We start from the raw sequence: 21,458 nt of genomic DNA, 5'->3' as shown, positions 1-21,458 counted from the left end.
AGTTATACAGTAAAGTTTTATAAAAATTGATTTCACTATTGAGATGCCTGTAACCCTTTATCAATTGTTTTATATTCACTTAAAGGGACTTTCTTAAAGGAAGTATTTGCTTCTTGAATAGACTTATCTGCTTCTTGCACCGACTTCTCTGCATTGTTAATCAATAAGGTTGTTTCATTTACTGGGTGTTGATGCGGTTTGGTCAATAATTTATATCCAACCACCCCAATTACCCCTACCACAACAACAATAGCAATAGGCTTAAGCATTTTAAAACTCGCATTTCTTTTAATTAAATTTAAAGTCTTTATACCTTGTACTCTTAGCCCTCATTTAAACAAAAATGTAGGTTTTTTATTGCAATTCTGAAATTTGAGTAACATTTAAATATAAAAAAAACCATCTCGATTAAAGAGATGGTTTCATGAACAAAATAACCAAAGAGTGTTATTTCGATCGAGATAATTAGATTAAATCTAGACCACGTGAGATATCACGGATAATGTCGTTAATATCTTCTAAGCCCACAGATACACGGATTAAGCCTTCTTGGATGCCCGCAGCAGCTTTTGCTTCAGCAGAAAGTTTGCCATGTGTAGTCGTTGCAGGATGTGTAATTGTTGACTTAACATCGCCCAAGTTACCAGTAATTGAAATAAACTTAGTATTATCAATAACTTTCCAAGCGCCTTCACGTTCGCCTTTAACAACAAATGAAACGATCCCACCAAAACCATTTTGCTGTTTGGCAGCAAGTTCATGACCTTCATGACTTGGCAAACCAGCGTAGTAAACTTTTTCTACTTTTTCATGAGTAGATAACCATTCTGCAAGAATTTGAGCACTCTCGCAGTGTGCTTTCATACGCAAACGTAAAGTCTCTAAACCTTTTAAGAAGACCCAAGCATTAAATGGACTCATTGAAGGCCCAAGCGTACGGACAACACCGAAAACCTCTTCTAACAACTGATGATTACCGACAACAGCACCGCCTAACGCGCGTCCTTGACCATCTAAATATTTAGTTGCCGAGTAAATGACAAGATCTGCACCAAATTTTAATGGTTGCTGCAAAACAGGCGTACAGAAACTGTTATCAACTGCAAGTAATGCGCCATTCGCATGGGCAATATCTGCAAGTGCCTGAATATCCGCAATCTCAGCCAAAGGGTTAGATGGTGATTCAACAAATAGAAGCTTAGTTTCTGGACGTACTGCCTTTTTCCAATCGTCTAAATCACATAAATCGACAAATGTAATATCTACACCAAACTTGGCAATATATTTTTCAAATAAGGCAACAACTGAACCAAAAACTGCTCTTGAGCAAATAACATGATCACCCGCTTTGAGATATGCCATAGTAACTGACAAAATCGCGCCCATTCCAGAGCTTGTCGCAACAGCACGTTCAGCACCATCTAAAGCTGCTAAACGTTTTTCGAACATGCCTACAGTCGGATTAGTAAAACGAGAATAGATATTTCCTTGAACCTGACCAGAAAATTTTGCTGCAGCTTCAGCTGCATTTTCATATACAAAAGATGATGTCAAAAAAATTGGTTCGCCATGTTCACCTTCAAAACTACGAGTATGTCCGGTACGAATGGCTAAAGTATCAAGTTGGTATTCTAAATCATCAGACTGGTTCATTAAATGTTCGCCTTTACTGGTCATGTACTAAAAACTATCATCATTTTGAGTGTCTAATGTATTTAAGGTCAAGGTAAACCTTAAAATTATCGCTTAGACTTTATTCAATCTTTAGTAAATAGTTGGTAAAGCAAGATGAAACGCTTAAAGTCCCTTGTCTCTGAACAAAGTCAAATGAAGCATCTTTCTGCCCGACTATTTCACCCAAAAACATTGGTTCTGTCACAAAGCACTCCCTATGAAGTCATTGGCGAGTTCAATCAAACCCGTATTCGCTATTACGCAGCAACACAGAAAAGATTTAAAGAGCCTTTAGTATTTGTTGCCCCACTCGCCATTAATATGGCGATATATGATTTATATCCTTATCGCTCTCTTATTAAATATTTCCAAAATGCTGGTTTCGATGTCTATTTGGTCGATTGGGGAAGTTTAAAGTTTAAAGATAGACATCTTAACTTTTTATCATTTATTGAAGATTTCATTCCAAAAGCGATACAAATTGTCCGCACACATTCAGGAAGTGAACAAATCTCACTTCATGGATGGAGTATGGCTGGCATATTCGTTACTCTATATACTGCGCTTAACCAACCTAACTATATTAAAAACCTTATTGTTCTTGGTAGTCCAATAGATAGTTATGCATCTGGCTATATTGGCAAACTCTACCGAAACATGAACCATCTTATTGGTCGTAACAAAAAAATTCAGGACCGTATTTATTCTGGATTGCCAAAACGCCTGATTCATAGTCCCGGAATTTTAAATTCATTAGGCTTTAAAATTCTTGATCCTAAAGGCTGGTTTGATGGGCATGTTCAATTGCTAAAAAATCTTGATGACCTGCAATTTGTACAAGAGCATGCAACCTTAAGTAGCTTTTTAAATAATATGATTGATTACCCAGGTGGGATTAATCAGGACATGTTGTTTAATGTCTGGCTACAAAATCCATTAAAACGTGGCTTTATTCAATTAGAAGATAAGAAAATCGAATTAAAAAATATAGATTGCTCTCTCTTAGTTGGCGCGGGTCGTAGTGATCAGTTGGTGACTGCTGATGCTGCTTCTCCATTAAGTCAATTGACAAGCAGCCAAGATGTCACGTTTACTCTCATCCCCGGCGGTCATTTAGGTCTAATGTCGAGTCAGGCCAGTGCTCTGGAATTCTGGCCAAAACTGGCGAAATGGCTGACCGAACGTTCAACACAAATTTAAGGATAAGGTCATGAGTCAATCTGTTGCATTTATTGGTTTGGGTGCAATGGGCTACCGTATGGCAGCACATTTACCGAAACACTTCGATACTGTCTATGTATGGAATCGAAATTTCGAAAAAGCCAAACAACATGCAATAGAATATGGCACAAAGGCTGCCCCACTAGAGCAAGCGGTACAAGCAGATATTATCTTTTCATGTTTACCGACAAGCAATGATGTAGAAGCACTTATTAATAATGTACAAATTAAATCTGGGGCAATCTGGATAGATTGTACAAGTGGAGTCCCTGACTCTGCCCGCACATTAGCAATCTCATTAAAACAATTGAATGTTGATTTTCTGGATGCTCCAGTAAGTGGTCAAACAGTAGGTGCTGAAAATGCAACTTTGACTGTAATGGTCGGTGGTGATGTAGCAGCTTTCGAACGCGCATTACCGGCACTGCAAGCAGTAGGTAAATTAATTAAACATGTTGGTGAATCGGGCTCAGGATTTGCCGTAAAAGCCGTTAATAATATGTTACTCGCAGTCAACCTTTGGTCTGTTGCAGAAGGCTTCAGTGCACTCAAAGCACATGGGGTAAGTTTGAACGAAGCATTAGAGTGCATTAATGCCTCAAGTGGTAAAAGTTTGGTAACAGAAACTATCTTCCCACAGCGTGTATTGAGTCGTGAATTTCCAGTGACCTTTGGCTTACCTCTTCTTGCCAAAGACACAGGAATTGCTTTGGATTTAGTCCATCAAGCTAAGCTTCCTGCCCCACTTTTGTCATTAACACAAAGTTTAATTCAGGCTGCGAATTTAACTGCTGAAGACAATAGTGACTTCTCTGCGGCAGTTAAAATGTATGAAGCATGGACCAAGATTACATTGGAATAAATTAGATCTTTTAAATGGCAGCTTATTAAAGATGCTTAATTTCAATAAGCTGCATAATCAATATCGAAAGAAAAGGATTGGTAAACATATAGCTCGGCAGCAAACTATATCTCTCAATATAGAAGATCGAATTAGTATAATTCGAAATAACTTTAATAAAAAAAACCCATTTCAATTTTAGAAATGGGTTACAAAAACTATCAAACGCAGCAATTAAGGATCACATAATAGAAGCTAAAACATGTAAAATCAATACATCTTTCAGTTGAATTGTAAACTAAGATCAATTTTGGCTTATTTATATTTTAGATATCAAAAGAAAAAGCCCATTTCCGTCTAAATTAAAATGGGCCCTGTGAATTCCACTTAATCCTAAAATACAAAAATGTGATAATTATCACGCTTTGTATTTTTATAATGTCATTGATATATTTCTTTTTCATTGACCCAATTTCAAACTCAAGCCGTCTATTTAGCAAATGAAAAAGCTATAAAATCTTATCTTTTCCTACAATTTTTTATATATTATCAACCGAACCAGAAGTATATTTTTCTCTTATTAATAACAGTTAAAGTAGATTAAACGAGAATCAAATTCTGAAAAAACATATATAATTTTTCTTAAGTTTATGTTTTTATTTGATTTTTATAAATAGTTGATATGTAAAGTTTTTATTTATATTGTGAACAAATTATCAACCAAAATGACACTTGAGTAATTAATAGTCATTGAAATATTGGTAATAAACCTTATATTGAGTACAGGTTCATACCTTTAACTGAGGAAACGCTCATGAATAAATTTATAGTTGCAGTCTTTACTGGCATGGTAAGTATTGCTGGTTTAAGCGTTCAAGCTGCAACGCCTGAGCAAGAATGTCAGAAATTGCAAGACGATTATAATTTGATTTATGCATCAAAAGGCTTTTGTTTTAAAGATCCTGATGCAAAAGAAAAATATGGTAATGAAAACTGTCATACGACAAAACCAAAGTTTTCTGACAAAGAGCAACAACGTCTTGATGCTATTAAAGAGCGTCAGAAAGAATTGAAATGTAAATAATTTTAAAGGAATAATACATGGCATACGATGATCAAAATATCTTCGCAAAAATTTTACGTGATGAACTTCCAGCGATAAAAATCTATGAAGATGATCAAGTTCTAGCTTTTATGGATATTATGCCTCAAGCCGATGGTCATACATTAGTTATTCCAAAAACACCTGCTGTAACGCTCCTTGATTTACCTCCAGAAGCAGCCGCATATACTATACAAATTGTTCAGAAAATTGCAAAAGCAATGGAAAAAGCCCTCAATTTAGAAGGTATAGTCTTGATGCAACTCTCTGGAGCAGCGGCAGGACAAACTGTTCCGCATGTTCATTTTCACCTTATTCCGACAAATGTGCATCAACTTGGACGCCATGCTGTAGAGTTAGGAGATCAAGAAAAAATTAAAGGATTAGCTGAGAAAATTAAAGCAGCTCTTTGATTTTTAATTCATTAAAGCGGAGTTTTGACTCCGCTTTTTTTCGTCTAAAAACTATAAAAAATTAAAATAATTAATTTATTTCTAAATTTTAACCGTCATAAAACTGTCATTTATTTTTCACGCCCCTGTCACAAAGTTTGCCGATACTGCTTAGCAAGTTGGTGAGCTTTTGTAACTTTTTGTACATAAGTCAACTACAAAATAAATAGTTAACTAGGCATACGCCATTTTTAAATACTTTTTGGAGAAATCTCAATGAAGAAATTGCTACTCGCTGCCGCAGTTGCAACTTTGAGCATAAACGCGGTGCAAGCAGCGCCAACTTTGTATGGCAAACTGAATGTTTCTATTAACCAAGTTGACAATAAAAATTTCGATGGAAAAAGTGACGTTACTGAAGTTAACTCAAACTCTTCTCGCATTGGGGTAAAAGGCGAAGAGAAATTAACTGACAAGCTATCTGCTGTTTATTTAGCTGAATGGGCAATTTCTACTGATGGTTCAGGTTCAGATACTGATCTTAGCGCTCGTAACCGTTTCATCGGTTTAAAAACTGAAGGCGTGGGTACATTAAAAGTAGGTAAGTACGACTCTTACTTTAAAACCGCTGCTGGTGGTAACCAAGACATCTTTAATGACGATACACGTTTAGATATTACCAACATCATGTACGGCGAAAACCGCTTAGACAACGTGGTTGGTTTTGAATTAGACCCTAAATTATTAGCTGGTTTAACATTCAATATCATGGCTCAAACTGGTGAAAGCACCTCAGATAGCAAACAAGGTGAAACTGGTAAAGACAGCAAAAACGACAGCTTTGACTCTGTGTCAACTGCGCTTGGTTATGAAAACAAAGACCTTGGCTTAGCAGTGGCTGCTGCTGGTGACTTCGGTATTAAAGGTAAATATGCTGCTTACGGTCTGAAAGATGTTTATACAGATGCTTACCGTGTAACGGGTTCTTATGACATCGCAAAATCAGGCTTTGTTGTAGGTGCTTTATGGCAACATGCTGAACCTACTGATGATTTGACTGCATATGGTCAATCATATAAATCAGATGGTTCAATTGATAAAGCTGGTAAAGCTTACCGTGGTTTAGAGGAAGAAGCATATGCAGTAACAGCTGCTTATAAAATTCCTAACACTAAACTTAAAGTGAAAGCAGAATACGCTTCAGCTGAAACACAAGTAAGTGGTCAATCAGATCGTAAAATTGATTTGTACGGTTTAGGTCTTGATTACCAAATCAACAAGCAAGCTCGTTTCTACGGTATTGTTGCTCAACAAAAACGCGACTGGTTGAATGATGACGACAAGCAAACAGTTGTAGGTACAGGTATCGAATATAACTTCTAATTAGTTATCTTTGATTCAAATCTAAAATAAAAGGGCTAATGCCCTTTTATTTTATTGTACAGATTAAAAAAGCCGATATCTTTATATCGGCTTTTTTAACAACCTATATCTTATTTCAAGAAACCACTCACAAGATTCATCACATTTTGGATGTCCTGATTTGCTTCTTGATGGTCTGTACTGTCACCCTGAGGCGTTAATGAGTCAATGACTTGAGGTAAGACTGAAGCAATTGCACCGTAAACTTGTTCTTTTGGAGCTTGAGCTTGCTCTGCAACTTGTTCAATATCAGCGGGATTAAATAGACTCTGTAATTGCTGAGTAGGAACCTCACTATTGCTTTGATTTGGGTCAACCCAGCTTTGAACTTGGCGACCTAGGCCTGCTCCTTTTAACTTTTCTAAAGCCGCTTGCAAACCACCTTGTTGCTGAACCCAACCTAAAATTAAAGGCACAACCGCAATTAATAAGCTTTGTACACCACCACCTGCTTGAGGCGCATTATTATTTCCAGTCACTTGACCCAATACAGAACCTAATACTCCACCAAGGCCCCCTTGAGTACCAGAAGAAGTATTACCCCCCATTTGTCCAAGTACTGAACCTAAAATTCCGCCCAAACCGCCTTGACCTGATGCTTGCTGGTTCCCACCTAATGCCTGCTTAGCCAAAACTTCAACAATGCTGCTTAAATTTGTCATGTGTAACTCTTATGTATGGTTTATACATGAGCATACGCGGATTCTTATTCAGACAGCAAAAGCCAAATTGTTAAATTTTGAAAGAGATTTAATGGCCTTTTACCAACGGAATTTATTCCAGTTTTCTGGGTTTGCCCAAAACTTTGAATTAAACCAATCTGGAACATGTTTATAGGTCAATATATTAAATTGCCATAAAGCAAAATCACTATCATGTGAAGTCTTATCAATCAGTTGAGTAAAACCTAGGGAGCGTAATAACTGTTCATCACTTCGTTTGCTCACCACCACAATTCGTTTTGCTAATAAATCTCTTAGTTTTACTAATAATTGTGATTTTTGAATATCACTGATGTTCTGCATTTCATCGGTATCAAATAATACAAAACCCAAATCATAACGCTGAGTAAAAGGCAGACTTAAAAGCTCAGTTACGCTAAAATAGTGCCATTGAATTGCGTTATTCTGGTCAATTTTTTGGCCAATACAAAGTGCAGTATGAATGGGCTGTTCTTTTGATAAATCGTCTAGCATAGAAGCGATGACATTTTGTTCAGCCATGACTGCAACCCTTAATTGAAAGATGTGAGTTTAAACTTTATGGAACTACAAGGCATTTGCCATAAAATGCATGCAGGCCTAAAAGATGCTAGTGTAACTGATCAACAGACAACCAAGGCAAATGTTGAATACAAATTTGTATTAGACCGTTCAGAAATTGATCTTCCTTTTAATTTAGGACAAGAACTAGAAATCGAATGGACAGGTAATATTTATTGCACCTCTTGTGGCACTAAAACACCAAAATCTTATTCTCAAGGTCACTGCTTTAAATGTTTTAAAACGAAAGCGGAATGTGACCTCTGCATTATGAAACCAGAAACATGCCATTACCACTTAGGTACATGTCGTGAAGATGACTTTGCCCACAATGTTTGTTTCCAGCCTCATATTGTGTATTTGGCAAATTCGAGCGCTTTGAAAGTTGGTATTACCCGCGTTAGTCATATGCCAGGTCGTTGGTTAGATCAAGGTGCAACTCAGGCCTTACCAATTATGAAAGTTGGATCACGTCGTTTATCTGGTCAACTTGAAACAATGTTTGGTTCTTTAGTTGCTGACAAAACTGATTGGCGTAAACTCCTTAAGGGAGAAGCTGAACCTCTAAAACTAACTGAGCAACGTGATCAGTTAATCGAAGAATTTGCACCTAAAATTCAAACGATTCGTGAGGAATTTAGCCAAAATCTTGAATTTAACGAAACCGTTGAATTATTAGAAGATGAGCTACCACGTGAGTTTGTTTACCCTGTTGAGCAGTATCCTGAAAAGATTAAGTCATTAAATCTGGATAAAACTCCAAAAATTCGCGGCGTATTACAGGGCATCAAAGGTCAATATTTAATTTTTGATATTGGTGTTATTAACATCCGTAAATATACGGGTTACCAACTGATTATACGTGCCTAAGTAAGTTTTAAAGCCCCTAAAATGGGGCTTTTTAATTAACATGATTAAGATAATCTGTTTCTAAATAGCCAAGCCGCTAAGGGTAAAGTCACTACTCCAAGTATGATCATTGGAATAAAGTTGAATTTGACTTGTGCAAAGCTCGCACCTTCCAAATAAACCCGTTGTACCAAGTTAATTCCAAACCTTAAGGGGTTTGCGTAAGTTGCTATTTGTAGTGCTTTCGGCATGTTTTCTACTGGTGTAAGTAAACCTGAAAGCAACATCAAAGGCATAATCAATAAAAATGTAAAAAGCATGGCTTGTTGCATATTTAAGGATAAAGCCGAAATTGATAGGCCCACTCCGACTACAGCCACATTAAAACTTAATAAACCAAAATAAAGCAGACTAATAGAGCCATTCATTGGAATTTTAAACCAAAATAAAATGATCAATAAAATAATGGTTGATTGTATCAATCCTACAAAAATTGGAGGTAAGGCCTTACCAATCATAATTTGTAATGGTGTATACGGCGTAACTAATAACTGATCGAATGTACCCTGCTCTCGTTCACGTGCTACAGATAAAGCAGATAGAAGCAATGTCTGCATCATACTTAAAGCCGCAATTAATGAAGGCATTAAGCTCCATCGAGACTCTTGATTTGGGTTGTACCATGTTCTTGTTTCAAGACTAATCGGTAAGGCTGAGTTAAATTTTTGCTGATTAAACTGACCAATAATTTTATTTAGATATGAACCAGCCACAACAGCAGTTGATGAGTTTCTGCCATCAACAATGACCTGTATAGGAGAGCTTTGATTATTATTTAATTTGCTCTCGAAGTCTGAAGGAATCGTAATCACGACCAATGCCTGACGACTATCAATTACCTGTTTGATTTGATCTGTATATTGAAGTGTTGCAATCCGCTTAAAAATACCAGAGCCATCGAGCTTTGAGGTCAGTTCATGCGAAACTTGCCCATTACTCTGATCTAAAATTGCATAATCCACACGGTTAACATCATAAGTTGCAGCATAACCAAACAAAAGTGCTTGCATCAGTGCCGGTACAAATAGAATGACTCTATTTGCAGGGTCACTAAAAATGGTCAGAAATTCCTTTTTGACTAAAAAACTTAAATGTTTTAGCCAAGCTATTAGTTGCTGCCACATAACTTTATCTCAACCGTTTTTTCAGTGAAAAGTTCACAGCACATATCAAAACAACGATATATCCCAATAAAATACCGCATTCTTTAAACCATAACTTCCAATCATCACCTCCCATAAATAGGGTTTTAATTAAAATCATAAAATGCGTAGCTGGAAGTAACTGGCTAACAATTTGTACAACCAAGGGTAAATTTCGTGTATCGAAAACAAAACCTGAAAGCATGAGTGCAGGCATAAAACTTGCCAATAAAGCAATTTGACTCGCCTGAAACTGGCTTTGAGCAAAGCCTGATATGGTTAAACCAAGTAATAACGAAACAATTAAATATAGAAATGAAGCTGATAAAATTGAGAATAATGAACCACGCATGGGTACTTCAAAAATAAAATACGCAGCAATAATACAGATCACGATATCAATCATGCCAACCACAACATAGGGAATGAGCTTTGCTAATACAATTTCAAATGGTCTTACAGGCGTCACAAATAAGGCCTCTAGTGTTCCCCGTTCCCTTTCACGGGCAATAAGCAATCCCGTTAAAAATGCACCGATTAAAGTTAAAATTAATACCATTAAGCCAGGGACTAAAAACCAAGTGCTGTTAGCAGATTCGTTAAACCATATTCGTTGTTCAATATTAACGGTGCTTGAAGTTGCTAATATTGGACTACGGTCAACTTGTATAGACGGCGCGGTAGCCAAAGCACCTGTGACATATCCTTCCAAAGCTGTTGCTATGGTGGTAGACGTACCATTTAATAACAGTTGAGCCTTTGCGTTACCTTGTTGTGCCTGACTCGCGAAATCTGAAGGGAAATGCAAAATGGCATCAATCTCGCCATCTCGAATGGCCTGCTCTGCTTCAGGCAAATTATGAAACTCTTGACTCGTTAAATATTGCGAACCATTTAAACCCGCTAAAACCTGATTGATCTGTGGTGAAGACTGATCAACTACAACACCAACGCGTGCCTGATTTAAGTCAAAGGAGAGTCCATAGCCAAATAGTAAAATTAAGATGATAGGCAAAACCAGACCAATCCCGAGGCTGCTTTTATCACGAATGAGCTGCTTAGTTTCTTTACGAACTAGCGCTGTCAATCGATTCCAAAATGCAAAACTCATTGTAGACCTCCTAAACAGCATGCCTTAATGCACGTGCTTGCTCCACAATTGCTATAAAAGCCTCATTCATATCACTGATATATCTATCTTTACTTGCTAATTCGCGTACTTGTTGGGGTGAACCTAAGGCTAACAACTTTCCTGCATCTTGTATGGCAATCCGGTCACAATATTCCGCTTCTTCCATAAAGTGCGTAGTGATAATGATGGTAATACCCTGATTTGCCAGCTGACCAATGCTGTACCAAAATGAACGCCGTGCAAGTGGATCAATGCCACTAGTGGGTTCATCTAAAAATAAAATTTCCGGTTCATGTAGCAATGCAGCAGCCATAGATAAGCGTTGTTTATAGCCACCCGGTAAATCACCACTTTTAATATGAGTTTTTAAATCGTATTGCTGTAACGCTTTATCAATTTGTTGTTTTAGCTTTTCGCCCGATAAGCCATAGGCTCCACCAAAAAATTTGAGATTCTCTAAAACAGTTAAATTACTATAAAGTGCAAATTTCTGAGAGACATAACCTACATTAGCCCTAGCTTCAGCACGAGCTGTCCGTAAGTTTTTACCAGCAACTTCCAAATATCCACTACTTGCTGGTAACAATCCACATAGCATTCGAAATGTCGTTGTTTTCCCAGCTCCATTAGGCCCAAGTAATCCAAAAATTTCACCGCGCTGCACATCAAATGAAGTGTTAGCGACAGCAGTAAAATCTCCAAAAGTTCTGACTAAATCTTTGACCACAATGATAGGTTGGTCTGATTCCAACTCATGATTTTGCAGTGAATCAAAAGCTCGTTCAGAAATGGACATTTGTTTTCGTTGCTTTTGATTCTGTTGTAATAACATCATAAAAGCATCTTCAAGTTCAGGTTCTCGTGTATTTGCTACTAGCCCCTGAGGTAAAGCACCGGCTGATAATTCTTTCTGGCGACTAATAAAACGTACTTGTTCACCTTTTGGAACAGCATCAATAATCTCTAGATGATTATCAAGTAATTGGGCTTGTACAGTCCGCGCCTTAATATTTGCAGGAGGTTCTACTTGCCATGTTTGCCCACGTGCTATTTCTTTTAATTGCTCTGGAGAGCCCTTCTTTAAAATTTTCCCCTCGTGCATGATATAAACTTGTGCACATTTTTCTGCTTCATCCATATAAGCAGTACTTATGATTACACTTAAGTTTTCTTCCTGAACGAGCTGTTCAATAATGATCCATAAGTCCCGTCTTGATAAAGGGTCTACCCCAACACTAGGCTCATCAAGCAATAGTAACTCTGGGGAACGAACTAAAGTACATGCTAGCCCTAGTTTTTGTTTCATTCCGCCAGAAAGTTGACCCGCTAAACGTCGAGTGAATTGAGCAAGGTCTGTCATTTCCAATAAACGTTTAAATCGTTGATGACGAATTTCTTTTGGAACGTCGTGTAAATCGGCATATAAATCAAGATTTTCTTGTACGCTTAAATCTTCATATAGTCCAAAACGTTGCGGCATATAGCTAATACGGTCTTGCACAGCTTGTGGATTTTTACTCACGTCAATTCCAAGTACATTTAATGAACCCGAAGTGGCTTTATATAATCCTGCCATTAATCGTAATAAAGTTGTTTTCCCCGAACCATCTGGACCTACTAAAGCTGTAAGTTCTCCTTTATTGATTTGCATGTTTAAATGATCAATTGCAGTAATATCTGCTGCCTTTTTACTCTCAGCTTTAAAAGTCATGACCAAATCATGGACATAAACCACTATATTTTCATTGGTCATGGGCATTCTCACTTGAAGCAAGTGGAACTTTCACAGTAACGGGTTGCCCCATTTTTAATTGATCATTCGGATCATTTACATACACTCGGACTTCATAAACCAGTGTTGTTCTAATCTCTTCGGTCTGCACTGTTTTCGGCGTGAACTCAGCCACTGAAGATACATAGCCAATTTTTCCATGAATAGGCTGATTAGGATAAGAATCACGAATGACTTGGGCAGTATCTCCCATCTTAATGGAACTAAGATCTTGTTCATTGACATATACACGTACCCATTTCGGATCAGTCAGTGCCAATGTATAAACGGCCTTTTGAGCAGTTGTCATATCGCCAATTTCTTGTAGACGTGCTCGGACCACTGCTTTTACAGGAGATTTTAGTTCAGTCTGGGTAAGGTTATAATTAATTAAATCTAAATTAGCTTTGGTTACTTCATACTGTGCTTTGGTCGCTTCACGATCTTCTTGTCGAGCACCCTTAATTATTAATTCTAAATTGGCCTGTCTTTCCCGCACCACTGCTTGAGCACTTTGCTGATTACTTTTGGCATAGTCCAACTCTTGTTGGCTAATTGCCCGACCATCTGTGCTACTCACCAAAATTTGTAACCGTTGTAAGTTTTTATCCGTTTTATCTAACTCTGCTTGAGCAGAAGCCAATTGTGCTTTTGCTTGGGTAATTTCTTCAGGACGAGCTCCCACCTCTTGTTTAATAATTGCCTCTTGTTGCGCTTTGAGCTGTGCTTGTGCCTGCTTTGCCTGAATTTGCAATGCATTGGTATTAAGAGTAGCAAGTAACTGGCCTGCTTGAACTTTATCGCCCTCTTGGACCATGAGTTTCTGAATACGGCCAGACTGTTCAAATGCAAGCGAAACTTGGCGAATATCAACATTTCCATGCAAAGTTAAAAAACTATCTAATTGTTCTTTATCATTATATTTCCAAGCCCAAAAGCCGATTAGAGCCACAGCTATAATAACCAAAACACCGGCAATCACTTTTTTATTCATCTTATTGGCCTTTTTATTAAATTCAAATTTTCATAGTTTAAATTCAATTTAAATTTAAATTACCTTACTCTTTGAATAAAAGATATACTTTTATGGTGAATTAAAATTAGGTTTAAACATGTCCAGATCTAGACGAAGTGATGGTGATTTAACCAAGTCTAAAATTATTGAGGCTGCGGGACCTTTGATAGCCCAATATGGTTTTGCAAAGACAGCAAACAAAGCAATTGCCAAAGCAGCAAATGTCGATTTAGCTGCGATTAATTATCACTTTGATGGTCGAGATGGACTATATCAAGCTGTTTTAGTTGAAGCTCACGCACACTATCTGGATGAAAACTACCTGCTAAAACTTGTTGAAAGCGCTCACTCTCCAGAAGAAAAATTAAACTTATTACTTGAGACTTTATTGCATAAATTAACTGAAAAAGATGTCTGGCATGGCAAAGTCTTTATTCGTGAACTGTTTTCACCTTCAGAGCATTTATTAAGTTTTATTGAATTTGCAGGAATGCGAAAATTTTTTCTTATTCGCAAGTTGATTAGTCAAGTGGCTGGTTTAAATGAAAATGATCCGGCTGTTTTACCCTGCATTTTAAGTGTTATGACACCCTGCATGATGCTCATTATTGCCGGACCGAATGCTCAAGCACCCGAGCCTCTTAAGAATATCGCCCAAATGCCATTACACGATTTAGTTGAACATTTTAAGAAATTTTCATTGGCTGGGTTAAAAGCAATTAGCCAATCAAATCTTAAAAATTAGCTATTCAAACATTGCAAAATTGCCTGTACCGGATCTTCTGTATTTCCAGAAATAAGCTGTTTATGCATGGTTAAATGTTGCATCACTTGAATTTGCGCCTTTTCAATATTCATCAGTTTTTCTATTTCAGTTGCTAAATTTTCTGGTGTTGCATCTGCCTGAATCAACTCTTCAATCACTTTTTTACCAGCAATGATATTTGGCAAAGAGTAGTAAGGAATTTTGACCAAAAACTTAGCAATTAAATAGGTCAACCAATGCAACTTATAAAAAGTAACCATAGGTCTATGCATTAACATTGCTTCTAATGTCGCTGTTCCAGAAGCTAAAGCAATGATGTCACTTGCATTCATGACCATACGGCCAACTTTTGATTCAGCGTCTGTATTTTCTAAAATATGAATTGCAGCTTTTAAATGAGGTGCTAATTGTTCAACACCCTGCTCAATCTGTTGTTTACGTGCATCGTTGATTGCGGGAATCAAAAATTGAATATCTGGATATTTGGTATGCAAAATATTGGCAGCGCCCAGTAACATAGGAAGAAGTCGCTCTACTTCCCCTTTACGGCTACCTGGCAACAAAGCAATATGTTTTTGATTTTCAGCAAGACCTAATTGCGCTTTTGCAATTTGAATTGGATTTTCAAGTGGTAATTGTTTAGCTAATGGATGACCCACAAATGCCGCAGGAACGTCATATCGCTCATAAAAGACCTTTTCAAAAGGAAATAAACAAAGGACTAAATCTATGCTCTGTTTAATGCCATGAACACGCCCCTGACGCCATGCCCAAACCGAAGGACTCACATATTGAACTGTTTTTATTGGAAGATTCTTTTCTTTAATACTTTTTGAAAGTCTGAGGTTAAAATCTGGCGCATCAATACCAATAAAAATATCAACGGGATGCTCAGTCCATTGGTTAATTAAACCATCACGTACCGCAAATAGTTTTTTTAAATCTTTTAATACCTCAACAATCCCCATTACCGACAAAGTTTCCATTGGGTAATAGCTTTTAAAACCTTCAGCAATCATTTGAGGTCCACCAATTCCCTCAAATTCAGCATCGATTCCTTGTTCTCGAAAACTACGCATGAGCTTAACGCCAAGCGTATCTCCTGAAACTTCCCCAACTACAATGCCTATTTTAAGTTTTTGGTTTGCCAAGGCGATTTACCCAAGAATTTGAAATAACGCATTCTAGCATAGAGGCTTATCAATCTTGAACTTGATCGTTGCATCCTCACTAAAAGCGGCCACGGCGTACACTATCTAAAATTACATTCATTCACCATCTTTTAATCTAAATTAACAATGCAATTTGAATTGTAGCTTACATTCACAAACAATAAAATAAATGAGAATTATTTACATTATCTTTACTCTTATGAATATCCCACCTCGACCATTTAAGCTATCAGTCATCGCCTGCGCGATTTGTTATGCGAACCTCACTTATGCTCAAGATGCAGATGTGCAAGCTTTACAGACCATTCAAGTTAAAGCCACAAGTGCTGAGCAGTCTTCTGAACAGACCAAAGCATACAATGTTAAAAACTCAAGTAGCGCAACCAAGCTTAATATTGAGGCTAAAGAAACTCCTCAAACTATTAATGTAGTCACTCGTCAGCAAATTGAAGATTTCGGGCTTACCAGTACGAGAGATGTTCTAAAAAATACTCCAGGAGTAACTGTAAGCAATCAGGAAACCGAACGTACTTCGTACATGGCTCGTGGTTTTGAGATTTCAAATATTTTGACTGACGGCGTGGGCTTTCCACTCTCAGGGTATAACTACAACAACACTAACCCAGATACCTACTTTTACGATCGTGTAGAAATAGTTAAAGGTGCAGACTCTTTAACTAATGCATTTGGTGACCCAAGTGCAACAATCAACAATATTCGTAAGCGACCAACTCAAGAGTTCCAAGCAAGTGGCGGTTTGAGTTATGGTTCGTGGGATACTCAACGTTATGAAGCTGACGTATCAGGCTCAATTACCCCGAGTGGAAAAGTACGTGGCCGTATCATGGGCTATGAACAAACTGGCAATTCTTACATTGACCGATATTCTTCAGAAAAAAATGGTTTCGCAGGTATTGTTGAAGCTGATTTAACAGATAGTACTTTACTCACCGTAGGCTATAGCCAAGAACAAAATAAACCGAATGCAAATAACTGGGGTGCTCTGCCCTTACTCGATGCAAATGGCAAGCAAATTTCGTACGACCGCTCATATAATCCAAACCCTGATTGGGCACACTGGGATAATGAAACACAAAATGCTTTTGTCGAATTAAAGCAAAAAATTAATGAGCAATGGGCAGCGAAGCTAACCTACAACTATCTTGATACGAAGCATAATAGTCGCCTCCTTTACTACTATGGATATCCAAAAGCTGATGGTTCAGGCATATCTTTAACCCCTTGGGGAGGTCAAGAACACCAAGAGAAACATGCAGTAGATTTTAACCTCGAAGGAACCTATAAACTTTTTAACAGAGAACATGAAGCAACTCTTGGTTATAGCTATGTACGTAGTCATCAGCAAGATAAACAATCTACAGGAACGATTAACGATAGTAATGTTATCAATTCGACAACTACAGACTGGGCAAGCTGGACACCTCAATCTGTAACTTGGTCAGATTTCACAGAAGCCGCTAACTATACGCAAAATATTGACTCGATCTATGCCGCGACGCGCTTACATCTCAATGAAGATTTAAAACTTTTACTTGGCGCGAACTATGTCAGAGCTGAGAGTAAAGGCGAAAGCTATGGCTCACCAATGTCATATAGTGAAAGTAAAGTATCACCCTATGTTGGACTCACCTATAACTTCACACCTGAATATACAGGTTATATGAGTTATACCTCTATTTTCCGCCCACAAACCGGTATTGATAAAGACACCAATCAAGCTTTAAAACCTATTGACGGCAAAAGCTATGAAATGGGTGTAAAAAGCTCGTGGCTAGATGACCGTTTAACCGGAACACTTTCAGTATTTAAAACTGAGCAGAATAATTATCCGCTACGCAACTCTGACGGAAATCCTCTCAACAGAAAAGTACCAACCAGTGATTTAGAATCGCAAGGTGTAGAAGTCGGCCTATCGGGCCAAATTACAGATAATGTGAATCTTTCTTTCGGTTATGCTCAATTTAGTATTAAAGATATTAAGAATGGTGGTGAGGCAAGAACTTATAATCCAAACCAGACGCTTAATTTGCTGACGACCTATACGCCGTCAGCTTTACCTAAGCTGAAAGTTGGAGCAGGCTTACAATGGCAAGATGGTGTAAAGCTATATGACTCAACTGTAAACAGTACCATCACACAAGATGCTTATGCCTTAGTGAACTTAATGGCGAGCTATGAAGTAAATAATCATATTACGCTTCAAGCGAATGGTAATAACATTTTCGATAAGAAGTATCTATATAGTTTCCCTGATGGCCAAGGATTTTATGGTCCTTCTGCCAACTATACAGTTGCTGTAAAGTTTAAATATTAATATCGTAGCCAATCCCAATTTAGGGATTGGCTTTTCTTATTACTCTTTGTTTATGTGTCATTAAAGATGTCCAAAACTGTAAATCTCCCTGTGTCATATCGCATAAAAGTTTTCTATCGATTCTTGCTGGTTTTCGGTATGGGTTTTGCCTGTATGGCGTATTTAAGTCTTGGACTCACTGGAATTCTCCTTTTGACCTTAGACAAAGCTGAAGCTATCTATCTCGCATCATTTATAGCAATTCTATTTTACGTAGTGTTCGTAATTATAGGTTTTTGCATTCAATCACTTTTGAAACTCACTGGGCTATCAGTCGTTCTATGTGCCCTTTTCTTTTTTGCAACGCGTATGGTGGGTTATGCATAAAGGTATACGTCAATCTATGGCATGGCTACACTCATGGACTGGCTTAATTTTTGGATGGCTCGTATTTGCCATTTTCTTAATGGGAAGTTTGTCCTATTACCGCCACGAAATTAATTTATGGATGCAGCCTCCACTTGCGCAATATGAAGTAAAGCAAGATATTGCTATTAAAACAGCCTATCAATACTTACAAGACCACGCTCCAGATGCCAAATCTTGGTATTTAACTGTTGCTACACCAGAAAGTCCGGTAAACACCATGTATTGGGAAAAATCAGACGGCGGTTATGGCAATACCACACTTGATGCAAACACAGGTCAAGAGCTTCAACTTTCGGCAACGTTAGGCGGCGACTTTTTTTACCGATTCCATTACCAACTTTTTGGCGTCCCAATATTACTTGGACGATTAATAGTATGTCTTGCCGCATTTATTATGTTGATTGCCTTGGTTTCAGGCATTATTACCCATAAAAAAATATTCACCGACTTTTTTACTTTGCGTACATTTAAGTCTCAGCGTTCATGGCTAGACTTTCATAATATTTCTTCGGTGATTGCCCTACCTTTCTTTTTAACCATTACATTTACAGGCCTAGCCATTTTCTTTTATTTGTATCTGCCTTGGGGAATGCAAAAGCTTTATCCTGAAAATCCATATCAATATTTTACCGAAATACGTACAAACAATGTGCTTGAGAACCAATCGATACAGCCAGCTCAGAACTTATCTATCGAAAAGTTATTAAACCAAGTGCAACAAAGTTGGGGAAATCAAACTTTATCGACAATTAGTGTAAAAAATCCAAATACCAATCAGGCTCAAATTACCTTTATTCAAAATGAAGATCATTCAATTACTCGTAATCAGGCTCAAATTACATTGAATGCATCAACAGGCAAAGTCTTAGCAGACACACGTAATAATAGTGCTATTGCAACGCTGAATGCGGGAGTTTACGGTCTACACATGGCAACATTTGCCCAACCTTTACTTCGCTTAGGTTTGTTCTTCTCTGGCATTTTAGGGTGTGTCATGATTGCCTCTGGTTTGTTACTCTGGAGCCTTAAACGCCAAATTCAAAATAAGAATAGTAAGTTTCACTTTGGACACTATTTAGTTGACCGTTTAAATGTCGCAACTTTTGTAGGACTGCCGTGTGCAACTGTCGCCTATTTAAGTGCGAATCGATTATTTACAGTCACTTCAACCACAATCAATTATGAAATTTATAGTTTTTTCTTGGTCTGGCTAATCAGCCTAATGATTGCTTTAGTCACTAAAAAACAATATTTATGGCGAACTCAACTGAGTATTTTTATTCTGCTTTGTATGGCGCTTCCAGTCTTAAATCTAATTTATTTGCTCAAGCATGATTATGTTGAAAGCTTCAACACTTATTGGGTCTTTGCACGTATAGATATATTTTTGTGGATATTTGCAGGCTTAGCGATTTTTATATTCTGTAAAATTCAACCTATTCAGCATAAAGCTGCAGAAAAAATCCAGAAGAAGCTGAATAAATTAAATACTGAGGTGAGCTCATGATCTTTATAGCTTTCATCTTAATTTTATTAGGAATGTATTTGTTATTTATGGCGAGTGAAAAATATCGATCACCAAAATCAACAGGCCATTTCAAGCCATTAGCTCAAAAATATTACCAACACTTTAAGATCGCTGCATTCATATTGTTTGTTTTATGCGCATATATTTTGATTCGACATTATAATTTTTCAATTGGTTTTGTTAGTTGGTGGATATTTGCAACCCCGTTAACTTTTGGTCTCATACTTCTACTTAACCCCTTGAAACCATCAAAATAATCTTAGATCCTAATAATTTGATGAAAAATAGCTCAAGCTAAGCAATATTTTGATTGCTTAGCTTTTTTTTGCATAAGTAAATCATTATTCATGACAACTGTTTATCTCTAAAAGGAATAAGATATGGGCGTTTCGTGATAAGTGGCGATAAAGATGTCTGGTGCTTTTGAATTTATCTTAGCGGGTATGTTAGTTGGTTTCTGTGTAGGGATTACAGGAGTTGGTGGTGGATCATTAATGACACCAATTTTAATTAGTCTTTTTAGAATTGAACCGCATATCGCAATTGGTACCGATTTACTTTATGCCGCAATTTCAAAATTCTGTGGCTCAATGGTTCATGCTAGAAAACTCAACATTGTGTGGCCAATTGTTTTATGGCTTGCAGTGGGTAGTATTCCAGCATCTTTCGTTACCTCATGGGTACTTGAACATTATTTAAGTCAGTCAACTCACTATAAAGCTGTGTTAACCATGGTTTTAGGTTTTATGCTAACACTGACTGGTGTTTCAATTATCTTTCGTTCACGTATTGAAAAATTCTTTAATCGTTTTAGAAGTAAAGAAGTAACCCAAACAGAAAATGAGCAATTGGCTATTCACCATAAACGCCTCTACATCATTATTATGGGTATTATTTTAGGCGTATTCGTAACGCTTTCATCTGTCGGCGCTGGTGCATTTGGTATTATGGCGCTTGTGATTATGTTCCCGAACTTGCCAATGATTCGAATTATTGGTTCAGATGTGGTACATGCAGTATTGCTTACTTTAGTGGCCGGCCTTGGACACATGAGTGCTGGTAACGTCGACTTTACGCTTCTTATGTGGTTATTGGTGGGTTCAATTCCAGCAATTATTGTCGGTACGCTCATTAGTTCCCGCATGCCAGAACGTTTAATCCGAAAAATTTTAGGGATTACCCTATTTGCTCTCGGTGTTAATTTTATGATTAACCCGGTCAAAGCAAAACAAAAAGCCCCTGTGGTACAACAACAAGCAGTGATTGCTGAAAAAACAAGCAATTCAACTGAAAGATAGCAAAATCAATAAGATTTTTCCAAACTGAAATACCATGAGATGTAGTATTTTCATAATTATTTCATGGT

General features: G+C 37.3%; 21 protein-coding genes. 12 read left to right on the top strand and 9 right to left on the bottom strand.

Annotation, left to right across the window (positions count from 1 at the left end):
• Window positions 1-35 precede the first annotated feature (35 nt).
• Together BMW38_RS02375 and BMW38_RS02370 are read right to left on the bottom strand one after the other, a co-directional pair.
• A complete protein-coding gene (locus BMW38_RS02375; protein ID WP_017390619.1) occupies window positions 36-269 on the bottom strand; it encodes a hypothetical protein in 234 nt (77 codons plus the stop codon).
• Between the two features lie 196 nt (window positions 270-465).
• Window positions 466-1,653 (bottom strand): O-succinylhomoserine sulfhydrylase, encoded by a 1,188-nt coding sequence (locus BMW38_RS02370; RefSeq protein ID WP_213031086.1) that lies wholly within the window; start codon window positions 1,651-1,653, stop codon window positions 466-468.
• 135 nt (window positions 1,654-1,788) lie between these two features.
• Here BMW38_RS02370 and BMW38_RS02365 point away from each other — a divergent pair, with 135 nt between their 5' ends.
• The 5 genes from BMW38_RS02365 to BMW38_RS02345 all read left to right on the top strand — a co-directional run bounded on the left by BMW38_RS02365 (window position 1,789) and on the right by BMW38_RS02345 (window position 6,613).
• Window positions 1,789-2,874, top strand: a complete 1,086-nt coding sequence (locus BMW38_RS02365) for an alpha/beta fold hydrolase (protein ID WP_092705656.1) — start codon at window positions 1,789-1,791, stop codon at window positions 2,872-2,874.
• 10 nt (window positions 2,875-2,884) lie between these two features.
• Window positions 2,885-3,757, top strand: coding sequence for an NAD(P)-dependent oxidoreductase (locus BMW38_RS02360; protein WP_092705655.1), 873 nt, complete (start codon window positions 2,885-2,887; stop codon window positions 3,755-3,757).
• Between the two features lie 793 nt (window positions 3,758-4,550).
• The gene (locus tag BMW38_RS02355; protein ID WP_092705654.1) at window positions 4,551-4,820 is read left to right on the top strand and encodes a YARHG domain-containing protein; all 270 of its coding nucleotides are present in this window, start codon (window positions 4,551-4,553) and stop codon (window positions 4,818-4,820) included.
• A gap of 17 nt (window positions 4,821-4,837) precedes the next feature.
• The gene (locus tag BMW38_RS02350; RefSeq protein WP_004642705.1) at window positions 4,838-5,251 is read left to right on the top strand and encodes an HIT family protein; all 414 of its coding nucleotides are present in this window, start codon (window positions 4,838-4,840) and stop codon (window positions 5,249-5,251) included.
• A 255-nt stretch (window positions 5,252-5,506) separates the two neighbouring features.
• Window positions 5,507-6,613, top strand: a complete 1,107-nt coding sequence (locus tag BMW38_RS02345; RefSeq protein WP_092705653.1) for a porin — start codon at window positions 5,507-5,509, stop codon at window positions 6,611-6,613.
• A 110-nt stretch (window positions 6,614-6,723) separates the two neighbouring features.
• Here the strand turns inward: BMW38_RS02345 and BMW38_RS02340 are convergent, their stop codons facing one another.
• Complete coding sequence (locus BMW38_RS02340; protein WP_092705652.1) at window positions 6,724-7,314, bottom strand: YidB family protein; 591 nt, start codon at window positions 7,312-7,314, stop codon at window positions 6,724-6,726.
• 99 nt (window positions 7,315-7,413) lie between these two features.
• Window positions 7,414-7,875 carry a DUF6231 family protein gene (locus tag BMW38_RS02335; protein ID WP_092705651.1) on the bottom strand — a complete coding sequence of 154 codons (462 nt, stop codon included), beginning with the start codon at window positions 7,873-7,875 and terminating at the stop codon, window positions 7,414-7,416.
• A gap of 39 nt (window positions 7,876-7,914) precedes the next feature.
• On the opposite strand from BMW38_RS02335, the gene BMW38_RS02330 reads away from it, so the two are divergent.
• Window positions 7,915-8,784: a DUF2797 domain-containing protein gene (locus BMW38_RS02330; RefSeq protein WP_198078578.1), complete on the top strand. Its 870-nt coding sequence runs from the start codon at window positions 7,915-7,917 to the stop codon at window positions 8,782-8,784.
• A 44-nt stretch (window positions 8,785-8,828) separates the two neighbouring features.
• On the opposite strand, the gene BMW38_RS02325 is transcribed toward BMW38_RS02330, so the two are convergent.
• Genes BMW38_RS02325 through BMW38_RS02310 form a run of 4 tightly spaced genes read right to left on the bottom strand, consistent with a single transcriptional unit; the run spans window position 8,829 to window position 13,862 of the window.
• Window positions 8,829-9,947, bottom strand: coding sequence for an ABC transporter permease (locus tag BMW38_RS02325; protein WP_092705649.1), 1,119 nt, complete (start codon window positions 9,945-9,947; stop codon window positions 8,829-8,831).
• A 4-nt stretch (window positions 9,948-9,951) separates the two neighbouring features.
• A complete protein-coding gene (locus BMW38_RS02320) occupies window positions 9,952-11,076 on the bottom strand; it encodes an ABC transporter permease (RefSeq protein WP_092705648.1) in 1,125 nt (374 codons plus the stop codon).
• A 10-nt stretch (window positions 11,077-11,086) separates the two neighbouring features.
• The gene (locus BMW38_RS02315; RefSeq protein ID WP_092705647.1) at window positions 11,087-12,850 is read right to left on the bottom strand and encodes an ATP-binding cassette domain-containing protein; all 1,764 of its coding nucleotides are present in this window, start codon (window positions 12,848-12,850) and stop codon (window positions 11,087-11,089) included.
• Window positions 12,840-13,862, bottom strand: a complete 1,023-nt coding sequence (locus tag BMW38_RS02310; RefSeq protein ID WP_092705646.1) for an HlyD family efflux transporter periplasmic adaptor subunit — start codon at window positions 13,860-13,862, stop codon at window positions 12,840-12,842. Before BMW38_RS02310 ends, BMW38_RS02315 begins: the two co-directional genes overlap by 11 nt.
• A gap of 118 nt (window positions 13,863-13,980) precedes the next feature.
• Here BMW38_RS02310 and BMW38_RS02305 point away from each other — a divergent pair, with 118 nt between their 5' ends.
• Window positions 13,981-14,628 (top strand): CerR family C-terminal domain-containing protein, encoded by a 648-nt coding sequence (locus tag BMW38_RS02305; RefSeq protein WP_092705645.1) that lies wholly within the window; start codon window positions 13,981-13,983, stop codon window positions 14,626-14,628.
• Here BMW38_RS02305 and lpxB read toward each other — a convergent pair.
• Window positions 14,625-15,800 (bottom strand): lipid-A-disaccharide synthase, encoded by a 1,176-nt coding sequence (lpxB, locus tag BMW38_RS02300; RefSeq protein WP_092705644.1) that lies wholly within the window; start codon window positions 15,798-15,800, stop codon window positions 14,625-14,627. The genes BMW38_RS02305 and lpxB overlap by 4 nt on opposite strands.
• Before the next feature lie 220 nt (window positions 15,801-16,020).
• On the opposite strand from lpxB, the gene BMW38_RS02295 reads away from it, so the two are divergent.
• The 5 genes from BMW38_RS02295 (at window position 16,021) to BMW38_RS02275 (ending at window position 21,390) form a co-directional block, all read left to right on the top strand.
• Window positions 16,021-18,156 carry a TonB-dependent siderophore receptor gene (locus BMW38_RS02295; RefSeq protein WP_092705643.1) on the top strand — a complete coding sequence of 712 codons (2,136 nt, stop codon included), beginning with the start codon at window positions 16,021-16,023 and terminating at the stop codon, window positions 18,154-18,156.
• 66 nt (window positions 18,157-18,222) lie between these two features.
• On the top strand, window positions 18,223-18,522 hold the full coding sequence (locus tag BMW38_RS19535; protein ID WP_244524324.1) for a hypothetical protein: 300 nt from the start codon (window positions 18,223-18,225) through the stop codon (window positions 18,520-18,522).
• The gene (locus tag BMW38_RS02285; protein ID WP_213031085.1) at window positions 18,515-20,071 is read left to right on the top strand and encodes a PepSY-associated TM helix domain-containing protein; all 1,557 of its coding nucleotides are present in this window, start codon (window positions 18,515-18,517) and stop codon (window positions 20,069-20,071) included. The genes BMW38_RS19535 and BMW38_RS02285 overlap by 8 nt, the downstream gene beginning before the upstream one ends.
• Complete coding sequence (locus tag BMW38_RS02280; protein WP_092705642.1) at window positions 20,068-20,349, top strand: DUF1634 domain-containing protein; 282 nt, start codon at window positions 20,068-20,070, stop codon at window positions 20,347-20,349. The genes BMW38_RS02285 and BMW38_RS02280 overlap by 4 nt, the downstream gene beginning before the upstream one ends.
• A gap of 153 nt (window positions 20,350-20,502) precedes the next feature.
• Entirely contained in the window at window positions 20,503-21,390 is an 888-nt protein-coding gene (locus tag BMW38_RS02275) for a sulfite exporter TauE/SafE family protein (protein WP_092705641.1), read from the top strand.
• Window positions 21,391-21,458: the final 68 nt, after the last annotated feature.

Source organism: Acinetobacter sp. yr461 (assembly GCF_900110445.1).
Classification (GTDB): Bacteria; Pseudomonadota; Gammaproteobacteria; order Pseudomonadales; family Moraxellaceae; genus Acinetobacter; species Acinetobacter calcoaceticus.
This window is presented reverse-complemented; position numbering and strand designations above follow the sequence as displayed.